Genomic DNA, 11,085 nt, shown 5'->3' on the forward strand with positions numbered 1-11,085 from the left:
TGGGCCCGTGCGGCAGTGGACAGTGCGAAACGGTAGCGCAGCGTTGTGCGGCCGGTGTGAGGGAGAGCGACATGGCAAGAGAACTCGGCTGGATCAGGCAATTCCAGGCCCCCAGGACCGATTCGCTGCCACCGCTGATCGTCTTGCCGCACGCGGGCGCGGGCGCTTCGGCCTACCGGGTGTTCGCCAAGCGCATGGCCGCCGATTTCGACACCGTGATCGTGCAGTACCCCGGCCGTCAGGACCGTGCGCGCGAAGCCGCCGCCGACACCCTGCCCGAGCTGGCGGCCGGCGCGTTCGAGGCCTTCGTCGCCTCCGCGCACAACACCGGCGCTCCGTTGACCGTGTTCGGCCACAGCATGGGTTCCATCGTCGCGTTCGAGTTCGTCCGGCTGGCCGAGGCCGCGGGGTTGTCCGTGCGTTTGCTGGTGGTCTCGGCGGCGGCCGCTCCGCACCGCATCGCCGAGCTGCCGGGCCATCCCACCGAGGACGACGAACTGCTCGACCACATGGCCGCGCTCAACGGCACCGGCGCCGACGTGATGGCCAGCCGTGAAGTGATGCGCATGGCACTGCCCGTACTCAAGGCCGACTACCGCGCCTTCGACGCCTACTCCTGCGGCGCGGACGTGCGGATCGCCACGCCCGTGCTGGTGCTGGGCGGCGACGACGATCCGTTCGTCGGCCCGCGCGACCTGCACAGCTGGGAGCACAGCACCGCCGCCGACATCGAGGTCACCCTGTTCGAGGGCGGGCACTTCTACCTCGACGACAACATCGAGGGCATCGCCGAGGTGCTCGTGAGCCAGGCCCTCGCGCGATGAGCATTGATCCCATCGTGATCGTCGGGATGGGGATCGAAGCCCCCGGCGGCATCGAGTCCCTTCCTGATTTCTGGTCCGCGCTGGCTGCCGGGCGTGAGCTGATCGGCCCGTTCCCGCGTGATCGCGAATGGGCGCTGGACGAGCTGTTCGCGCTCGGTCGCCTCGACGGGTGGGCTCCCGTTCGCGATCGGGGCGGATTCCTCGACGGCGCTGCCGAATTCGACGCGCAGTTCTTCGGCATCACTCCACGTGAAGCGGTGGCCATGGATCCGCAGCAGCGGGTGGCTATGCGGGTGGCGTGGCGGGCGCTCGAGCATGCTGGTCGGAATCCCGGTGCGTTGGACGGGGATTCGGCCGGGGTGTGGATGGGCGTGTCGATGGTCGAGTACGGGCCGCGCGCCGGGTCGGTGAACGAGTACAGCGGTTATCGCGCCACCGGTACCGCGCTGGGGGCCGTGGCCGGGCGGATCTCGCATGGGCTCGGCCTGACCGGTCCTTCGATCAGCGTGGATACCGCGTGTGCGTCGTCGCTGACTGCGGTACACCAGGCTGCCTCGGCAATTCGTGCGGGGGAGTGTGATTGGGCGCTGGCCGGTGGCGTGTGCGTGATGGGTTCGCCTGGTGCGTTCTACGAATTCTCCAAGAACAACGCTCTTGCGACCGACGGCCACTGCCGCTCCTACGCTGCCGACCCGACGGGGACCCTGTGGGCCGAAGGCGCGGGAGTGATTGTGCTGGAACGGGAATCGCGGGCGAAGGCTTTGGGGCACCGGATCTACGGGCAGCTGTTGGGTTCGCGGGTCAATCACAATGGTGCGGGTGCGCCGCTGGCGGTGCCCAGTTCGGCTGCGCAACAGCGGTTGATCGAGGCCACTGTTGCGGCCGCCGGGATCAGTGCTGATGACATCGGCCTGATCGAAGGGCACGGCACCGGTACCGCCGTCGGCGATCCGCTCGAATTGACCGCGCTGGCAGCCACTTACGGCGGTGTCGATCGCGTTGACGGTCCGCTGTTGGGTTCGGTGAAGTCCAATGTCGGTCACGCTCAGGCTGCTTCGGGGATGCTCGGGCTGATCAAGGTGTTGCTGTGTGGTGAGCACGGGGCGATTCCGCCGAGTTTGTGGGCTGACGCGCCGACCACCGAAATCGATTGGGATGCAACGTCGATGCGTCTGGCTGCCGAACTGACCGACTGGAAGCCGGGCGCGGACGGTCTGCGTTATGCCGCGGTGTCCTCGTTCGGTGTCGCGGGAACCAATGCGCACGCCATCGTGGGCCTGCCGGTGCTGGAGGAGACCAATCATGGCTGAGTACCGCATGCCCGATGGGCGGGTGCCTGTTCTGCTGTCTTCTGACAGCGTCGATGGACTGCGTGCCGAGGCGGCTGCCCTGCGTGATTACGTCGCCGCGCATCCGGGGATTACGCCGGAACGGTTGTCGGACATGCTGTTCCGCATCCGGGTGCCGCGTCGTCGTCGGGCGCTGATCCTGGCTCCGCCGACGGCTGGTGTGGTCGCTACCGGGCATTCGCAGGCTGAGTCCGGTGCCGACGCGGTGGCCACGGGTCTTGGCGCCGGGGCGCAACCGAGGACTGATGGCGCGAACACCGCTGTCGCGGGTGTGAACACCGCCGACCAGCAGTTGTTGTCCGCGCTCGACGCCATCGCGACCGGCGCGGACCACGATCTCGTCGTACACGGCGACGTCGCGGCGAGCGCGCGGCGTATCGGCTTCGTGTTCCCCGGCCAGGGCAGTCAGCGCCCCGGTATGGGCGCGCTGTTCTACGCCCAGTCGCAGGCCTATCGCGACGTCGTCGACGAATGCGCCGCCCTGCACGCCGAGCGTTTCGGACACTCCCAGCCGCTGCACTACCTGCTCGGCAACGAGGGGCAGTTCGAGGACGCGGTGTGGGAAGTGCAGCCCGCGTTGATGTTCCACATGACCGGCCTGGCCGCGCTGTGGCGCGCCGCCGGTGTGGACCCGCACGCGACCATCGGCCACAGCCAGGGCGAGCTCGCCGCGGGCGCGGTCGCCGGCGTGATGACGTTGCGTGACGCGGTGCTCGCGGTGACCCATCGCGCCCGGCTGGTCGAGCGCATTTCCCCGCGCGGCTATTCGATGGCCGTGATCGGCATGGATCGCGACAGCGTCGAGGCATTGCTGGCCCGGCATTCGGGCTGGGCCGAGCTGTCGGTGATCAACTCCCCGCACATCCTGGCCATTTCGGGCGACCGGGAGACCATTCTCGACCTCGTCGCCGCCGCGACCGAGCGCGGCCAGTTCGCGCGCGAGATCCGCGTCGCCTACCCCGCGCACACCTCGATCGTGGCCGAACTGCGTACCGACTTCATGAGCATGCTCGGTGACGAGATGAGCGGAACCCACTTCGTCGACTCCGAAATCACTTGCTACGGCGCGACTCTGGGCTCGGCGATCACGACTGACCTGACACACCAGGACTACTGGTACTGGAACCTGCGCAACCGTGTGCGTTTCGACCGCGCGGTCATCGGCGCGGGCAGCGACGGTGTCGACCTGCTGATCGAGATCGCCGAACACCCTGTGCTGCAACTGGCTATCCAGGAGAATCTGGGCCTGGTCCCGGACCGCCCGGGCCTGCCCGCGCGCGACTTCCGGGTGCTCGGCACTTCGCTGCGCACTGCCGAAGGCCTGTCGGAGTTCACCCGCAATCTCGCGCAAGTCGCGGTCCTCGACATCGATTACCGTTGGGACGCACTGCGAGTCGACGACTCCGTCACCCTGCCGCTGCGCGATTTCCCGCACACCATCACCAACCCCAAGCGTCTGTGGGCACCTCTCGGCGCTCACGAGACCCCTGCTGAACTCGCGGTCTCCACCCCGAAACCCCAACGGCTGGTTGAACAGTGGACTCCGCTGCAGCGTCGCTCGCTGACCGCGCCCCGCAGCTTGCTCATCGTCGACCACACGGGGGAGTGCGCCGACTTGGCCACTGCGCTGGTTGCCGCCGCCGACCGGCACGGTGCCGATGCGTGTGTGGTCGGACCGGCGGAACTCGCCGCCCGAGCCGCGTCTTCGGTGTCAGATCCCGCGCGCCTGATCGACCCCGCGGAACCTGCCGTTCGAGGCACGTCCGCAGCTGATCCGGCCCGCCTGGTAGATCCCGCGGAACTCGCCGCTCGCGTCAGTCATCCGTCTGCCGCCCTCGATCCTGCCGGGCGTAGCACCGGGAACTCGGTGCCGCGGCTGCGGATCGTCGGTGCGGATACTGCGGCGGAAGAGCCTTCCAGTAGCGAACGAGCGGCGAAGACCGTCGCGGAATCGTGTGGCGTCCGAGATGGTGGCGACACCGATGCGGTGATCGTTCTCCTGCCGCCGGGATCCGACGATGACAGCGCGGCCGCGATCGAGTCCCTGTCGCACTTCTACGCCGAACGCCCCTGGGCTACAGCACTTTCGGTGTTGCGTCGCGGTGGCGAATGCTGGTTGCTGACCGTCGGCGGCGAGTCCGTGCACGACAGCGACCCGATCCCGGGACTGTTCCAGTCCGGCGTCGCTGCCGGATTCCGCAGCGTCGGTATCGAACACCCCGGCATCACCTTCCGGCACCTCGACCTGGCCGCGAACGAATCGCCCGCCGGACAGGCCGCGAAGGTCGTCGGTGCGGTGCACTCCAGCGGTGAATCCGAGCTGGCTTTGCGTTCGGGCAAGCTGTTCGTGAAGCGGCTGGTTGTCGATCTGACAGCCGAAATAGGTTCACTGGGAACAGGTCTGGATCACGTGGTGATCGTCGGCGGCACCGGACAGCTGGGTCTTCGGTTCGCCGATCACCTGGCACGCACGGGTGCAGGCCGAGTCACGCTGCTCAGTCGCAGTGGCGAAACTACCGCGCTGGCACCGGAACTCGCACGGTTGCGCGCTATCGGCGCGACCGAGATCGTGGTGCGGTCCTGCGATGTCAGCGATCCCGCTGCCGCGGCAGCCTTCGGTGCCCAGATCGCCGATCGCCCAGTCAATCTGGTGCTGCACGCAGCCGTCAACTACGTCGACGCCGAACTCGACCAGATCACCGCCGACGCCGTGCACACCGCCGCCGCCGCGAAACTGCGCGGCCTGGACAACCTGATCGACGCCGTCCCGCTGACCGTGGACTGCCGGGTGCTGCTGTGCTCGTCGATGGCGGCGACGCTGGGTGGGCGCGGGCAGGTTCTGTACGCGGTGACCAACCGCATGCTCGACGTGGCGGCCCGTCGCCTGCGCGCCCGTGGCATCGCCGCGGCGAGCCTGCAGTGGGGGCTGTGGAGTGTGGCCGGTCCGCTCGATGACGCCGGGTTCGCCCGGGTCGAAGAGGCGGGCGTGTTCCCGATGGTGCCCGCCGACGCGATCGCCGCCGGGCTCGCCGAGTCGGTACGTGACGGGATGATCATCGCCGCGGATTGGGATTTCCTGCGCGAGGTGCTCGGTGCGTTCGGGCAGGCCAGTGTGCTGACCGGGCTGGAATCGGACCGTGTGTCGAATGTCGCGGGTGGGTTCGGCTCCGTTGGCGGGGCGCAGTCAGGCTCCGGGAACGGGGCGCGGACGGGCTCCGGGCCCTCCTGGTCCGGTGTGCAGTCGGGCTCCGCGACTGGGGGGCAGGCGGGCTCCGCGACCATGGCACAGTCGAACTCGGGGTCTGTGGCGCATTCAGTCGGGATGACCCCGGGATTCCGCGACGCACAGTCGAACAACGGCACCGGCCCGGGCGGATCGGGCTCAGCCGACTCGTCCGCCGCCGACGACGTCCCACTCGACTTGCGCATGCGCATCGAACTACTCAAGGTGATCGGTGGCGACAGCGCCGAATCCATCGACGCCACAATGCCATTGGTCGCGCTCGGCCTGGATTCCTTGCAGGCCTTGGACTTCCGTAAGCGCGTCAAAGCGGAGCTCGATCGCGATCTGCCGGTAGCGGCGATTCTCGGCGGCGCATCGCTCGACGATGTCGTGCTGCTCATGGCACGCAACACCAACCAGGGCTGAGGGGCCGAAGAACATGTCTGACACCGAAGCCACCCTGTCCGTCGCGGACCGCCGCAAACTGCTGCTCCAGCAGAAGCTGCGCGAACGCGGCATGGCCGCAGCAGTCACCGAACCCGTTGCGGTACCGCGTATTCCGGCAGGGGAGCACCGCCCGCTGACCCCCGGCCAGCGCCGCATGTGGTTCCTGCAAACCCGCGACGCGCAAGACACCGCCCTCAACATCTGCGTCGCCTACCGCCTCACCGGCCCCCTCGACGCCGACCGCCTGCACGCCGCCTTCGATACCGTCGTCGCCCGCCACGACATCCTCCGCACCACCTACGGCGCGGACGCCGAAGGCACCCCGTTCCAGGTCTTCGCCGCCGACGCCAAGGCCAAGTGGTCGAACCACGACATCTCCGACCTCCCCGAACCCAGCCGCGCCCGCCGCGTCGAGGTCCTGGCCCAACGCGAATTCGGCCTCCCCTTCGCCTTGGCCACCGAGCTCCCGCTGCGCACCACCCTGATCCGCACCGCAGCCGACGAACACATCGTGCTGTTCACCATCCACCACATCTGCTGGGACGACGACTCCTGGGCAGTGTTCTTCACCGAACTCAACGCCGCCTACCGCCTCAGCACCCCCGCGCTCACGGCGCAGTCTCATGGCGAAGCCAACGCCGCCACCGCTGCCCGCGCGGCACAGTCTCCGGACGAAGCCAACGCCGCAGGCACGACCCCCTCGGAAACCGTCCAGTTCGCCGCGATCGCCCCCATCGCCGAGCCCGCCGACGCCGACATCGCCTACTGGCGCGAAGCCCTCCGCCCCCTCCCCGAACCCCTCGAACTCCCCGGTTCCGCCGCCGCCGCCCCCGGCCGCCAGGCCAAACGCCGCACCCACCGCCTGCCCGCCGACCTGGTCACCCGCACCGAACAGTTCGCCCGCGAGCAGTCCGCGACCCCGTTCATGGTCCTGCTGGCCGGCTTCGACGCCCTGATCCACCGCTACACCGCCGCCGCGGACTTCCTCGTCTCCATCCCCGTCACGGACCGCCCCGCGGGCACCGAACAGCTCATCGGCTACTTCGGCAACACCCTGCTGCTGCGCGCGGCCATCGGCAACAACGACGGTTTCGCCACCCTCGTCACCGCGGTCCGCGACACCTGCACCGGCGCCTTCGAACGTCGCAGCGTCGGCATCGATCGTGTTGTGCGCGAAGCGAACCCGAACCGCGTCGCCGGTCGCGACGGCCTCGACCAGCTGGTCCGCCTCGGCTTCTCGGTGCGCAAGAGCGCTGACGGTTTCGCCATCGACGGCGTCACCTCCACCCAGCTCGAACTCGGCGCCGCCAGCGCCCAGGTCCCGCTGGCGTTCGCGGTGGTCCTGGACAACGACGGCACCGCCGTGGTGGAAGCCGAATACCAGACCGACGTGCTGTCGCAACCCCTCGTCGACCAGCTGCTCGAGCACTTCGGCCGCCTCCTGGACAGCGCCCTGCGCGCCCCCCGGCGCCGACTGCGCGACCTCGACATGCTCGGCGCCGCCGACCGTGCGGCCCTGCTCGACCGCTCGCACGGCGTCCTCGTCGACCAGCCCGCGACAACCCTCGTAGCCCTGTTCGAAAAGGCCGCCGCCGCGACACCCGACGCCCTCGCACTGCTGTCCGACGACACCGAACTCACCTACGCGGCCCTGCACGCCCGCGCAAATCGCTTGGCGCACTGGCTGATCGACCAAGGCGTCGGCACCGAAGACATCGTCGGCCTGCGCCTGGGCACCTCGGTGGACTTCATCGTCGCCCTGCTCGCCGTGCTGAAGGCGGGCGGCGCCTACCTGCCGATCGACCCCGCCTACCCCGACGACCGCATCGAGTACCTCGTCGAAGACGCGAAGCCCCGATTACTGCTCGGCCCAGTCGAATTCGCGTCTGCGGAAGAAGCGGCCGCGAGCAAGTCCGCCACAGCGCCCACCGACGCCGAACGCCTGCGCCCCCTGCTCCCGTCGAACCTCGCGTACGTCATCTACACCTCCGGCTCCACCGGCAAGCCCAAGGGTGTTCCGGTGCCGCACAACGCGATTGCCGAACACATCGTCTGCTTCAACGCCGACTGGGACATGACCCCTGCCGACCGGATGATGCAGTCCGCATCGGTGAGTTTCGACGCCTCCCTGGCCGACATCGCCCTCCCGCTCACCGTCGGCGCGCAGCTGATTGTCCCCAAGCCCAACGCTTTCCGCGATATCCGCTACGTCGCCGACCTGATCTCCCGTCGCGAGGTGACGGTCCTGCAGATGGTGCCGTCGATGCTGAGCACCTTCCTGCTGCTGCCCGAGATCAGCGAATGGCAGTCGCTGCGCCAGATTCCCGTCGGCGGCGAAGCGCTGCCCGGCGAGGTCGCCGACCGCCTCGCCAACACCCTCGACGCCGAACTGCGCAACCACTACGGCCCGACCGAAGCGGTGGTCTGCTCGACATACATGCCGGTCGAAGGCCCGCAGGGCACCGGCGTGGTGCCGATCGGCATCCCCAACCGCAACGTGTTCACCTACGTCCTGGACGAGGCACTGCAGCTGGTGCCCGACGGCGTGGTCGGCGAGCTGTACCTGGGCGGCGACCAGCTCGCCCGCGGCTACCTCGACCGCGCCGGCCTGAGCGCCCAGCGGTTCGTAGCGGACCCGTTCGCAGGGCCGGCCGGTGCTCGCATGTACCGCTCCGGAGACCTGGTGCGCCGCAACACCTTCGGCGAACTCGAGTTCATCGGCCGCGCCGACGAGCAGGTCAAGGTGCGTGGTTTCCGCATCGAACTCGGCGAAGTCGAGGCCGCGATCGCCGCACACCCCGCCGTCGCCCAGTGCGTGGTCGTGGTCACCGAAGACCCCGCGATCGGCGCGATGCTGGCCGCGTACGTGGTCCCCGCGCAGGGCTCCATCGACCTCGAACAAATCCAGACCTTCGCCGCCAGCGGACTCCCGGAGTTCATGGTGCCCAGCGCTTTTGCGGTGATCGCGGAGATCCCGCTCACCGTCAACGGCAAACTCGACAAGCGCGCCCTGCCGACCGCGACCCCCGCCGTCGCGCGCATCCACCGCGCCCCGGCCACCGCCACCGAACGCAAGGTCTGCGCCCTGTTCGGCAACCTGTTCAGCCTCGACGAGGTCGGCGCCGAGGACTCCTTCTTCGAACTCGGCGGCCACTCCCTGCTCGCCGCCCGCCTGGTAGCCCAGGTCCGCGCCGAGTTCGGCATCGAACTCGACGTCCGCGTCGTCTTCGACAGCCCCACCCCCGCCGCGCTTGCCGCGAACCTGGTCGCCCGCTTCCTGGCCGAATTCGACATCGACCTCGACGCGGTCGACAACGATTTCGCCGAAGAACCAGCCCCCGACAACGCGCAGGCTGCCCAGGTGTCGCTCGCCACGGAAGCCCCGCACGCCGGGTCCTCCAGCCCTGCGATCGAAGGCCCGCACGCCGGTTCCACCCGCCCTGCGATGGAAGGCCCGCACACCGGATCCACCCGCCCCGCGATCGGCGGCCGCCCCCGCAGCGACCGCCTCCCACTGTCCTACTCCCAGCTCGCGATGTGGTTCCAATACCGCATGGAAGGCGCCGGTTCCGTCGGCAACCTCCCGCTGGCGATGCGTTTCGACGGCCACCTCGACATCGCCGCATTGCGCGCGGCGTTGGACGACGTGGTCGCCCGCCACGAGTCCCTGCGCAGCACCTTCCCCGAACACGCGGGCGCGCCGTACCAGGTCGTGCACCCCGCCGGCGAGGTCCCGCTGCCGATCCGCGAGGTCGCCGCCGACCACCTCGCCACCGAGCTGGCCCAGATCGCCGACTACCACTTCACCCTCGACGGCGAACCCCTGCTCCGCGCCGAACTGCTGGTCCTGGACGCGAACACCCATGTCCTCTCGCTGCTGGTGCACCACATCGTCGCCGATCACGCCTCTTTCGGCGTGCTACTGGACGACCTGACAACCGCCTACCGCGCCCGCGAACAGGGCACCGCCCCCGCCTGGGAGCCCCTGCCCATCCAGTTCGCCGACTACGCCCTGTGGCAGCAGGAACTGTTCGACCGCTCCGCCCCCAGCGAGTTCGCCCAGACCCAGATCGACTACTGGCGCACCGCCCTGGCCGGCGTGCCCGACGAGATCGCGGTCGCCCACGACCGTGCCCGCCCCCGCGAACTCGGCAAGCGCGGCGAAGTCGTCACCTTCACCCTGCCCGCCGAGGTCCGCTCCGGCCTCGAACAGCTGGCAATACGCAGCGGCGCAACGGAATTCATGGTCTGCGAAGCCGCCGTCGCAACGCTGCTGCACGTGCTCGGCGGTGGCGACGACATCACCCTTGGCACCCCGGTGGCAGCCCGCACCGACCAGGCCACCACGAACCTGATCGGCCTGTTCGCCAACATGGTGGTGCTGCGCAACGACCTGTCGAACGCACCGACCTTGCGCGACACCGTGATTCGCGCCCGCAACGTGGTCCTCGACGCCAACGCCCATCAGGACCTGCCGGTCGAGCGTCTGGTCGAAACCCTGAACCCGCGCCGCTCGCGCTCACGAAACCCGCTGTTCCAGAGCATGATCCACTTCCGTGGCGCGGACTGGGCACCCACCACCGTGCCGTTCTCCACCTCGGGCGGCAGCACCGTCACCGTGCTGCCCGCCGACTTCGACGTGTCGTTCCTGGATCTGAACCTGAGCCTGAACGTGACCGCCGAGGGTGGCATGGACGTGCGCGTGGTCGTCAACGCCGACCTCTACGACCCCGCCACCGCCGCCCTGATCGCCGACGCACTGGCCGCCACCCTGCGCGCCTTCGCCCAGACACCGGACCTGCCGGTCGCCGACCTGCGCGTGCTACCGGCCGCCGACCTGGACCGACTGCTGGCCCCACCGGCACCGGCCGCCCCGCCGGTCGCGGCCTCGGAATCGTCAGCCGACTCCGACACCGAACGCACCCTCATCACCCTGATCGAGGAACTGCTCGACACCGAAGACGTCACCGGCGAGGACAACTTCTTCGCCATCGGCGGCGACAGCGTCATCTCCATCCAGTGGTCGGCCCGCGCCGCGGAACTGGGCCTGGCACTGACCCCCCAACTGATCTTCGAATGCGCCACCATCACCGAATTGGCCGCCGCCGTCGACGCGGCCGCCGGGGCGCAAACCGAAGAGCCCGAACAGGTTTCGCACGCGCCGATGAGCGCATCGGGCCTGGAAGCCGATGCCTTGTCCGCACTGACAGCCGCTTGGTCCGCACAGTGATGGCCGAGCAAC

General features: G+C 69.1%; 4 protein-coding genes. All 4 read left to right on the top strand.

From position 1 onward, the window contains the following. Nucleotides 1–71 precede the first annotated feature (71 nt). From ACFWU5_RS05610 to ACFWU5_RS05625, 4 genes are read left to right on the top strand one after another with little or no spacing between them, the layout of a single operon-like run. The gene (locus ACFWU5_RS05610; protein ID WP_379241392.1) at nucleotides 72–824 is read left to right on the top strand and encodes a thioesterase II family protein; all 753 of its coding nucleotides are present in this window, start codon (nucleotides 72–74) and stop codon (nucleotides 822–824) included. Beyond that, nucleotides 821–2,134 carry a polyketide synthase gene (locus ACFWU5_RS05615; protein ID WP_379241393.1) on the top strand — a complete coding sequence of 438 codons (1,314 nt, stop codon included), beginning with the start codon at nucleotides 821–823 and terminating at the stop codon, nucleotides 2,132–2,134. The genes ACFWU5_RS05610 and ACFWU5_RS05615 overlap by 4 nt, the downstream gene beginning before the upstream one ends. After that, nucleotides 2,127–5,822 carry an acyltransferase domain-containing protein gene (locus tag ACFWU5_RS05620; RefSeq protein WP_379241394.1) on the top strand — a complete coding sequence of 1,232 codons (3,696 nt, stop codon included), beginning with the start codon at nucleotides 2,127–2,129 and terminating at the stop codon, nucleotides 5,820–5,822. The genes ACFWU5_RS05615 and ACFWU5_RS05620 overlap by 8 nt, the downstream gene beginning before the upstream one ends. Before the next feature lie 13 nt (nucleotides 5,823–5,835). Next, nucleotides 5,836–11,073, top strand: coding sequence for an amino acid adenylation domain-containing protein (locus ACFWU5_RS05625; RefSeq protein ID WP_379241395.1), 5,238 nt, complete (start codon nucleotides 5,836–5,838; stop codon nucleotides 11,071–11,073). Nucleotides 11,074–11,085 lie beyond the last annotated feature (12 nt).

The organism is Nocardia sp. NPDC058640 (assembly GCF_042716995.1).
Taxonomy (GTDB): Bacteria; Actinomycetota; Actinomycetes; order Mycobacteriales; family Mycobacteriaceae; genus Nocardia.

Coding starts and splice junctions, on each gene's coding strand:
- ACFWU5_RS05615 (WP_379241393.1), top strand. CDS start 821: ATGAGCATTGATCCCATCGTGATCGTCGGGATGGGGATCGAAGCCCCC.
- ACFWU5_RS05620 (WP_379241394.1), top strand. CDS start 2,127: ATGGCTGAGTACCGCATGCCCGATGGGCGGGTGCCTGTTCTGCTGTCT.
- ACFWU5_RS05625 (WP_379241395.1), top strand. CDS start 5,836: ATGTCTGACACCGAAGCCACCCTGTCCGTCGCGGACCGCCGCAAACTG.
- ACFWU5_RS05610 (WP_379241392.1), top strand. CDS start 72: ATGGCAAGAGAACTCGGCTGGATCAGGCAATTCCAGGCCCCCAGGACC.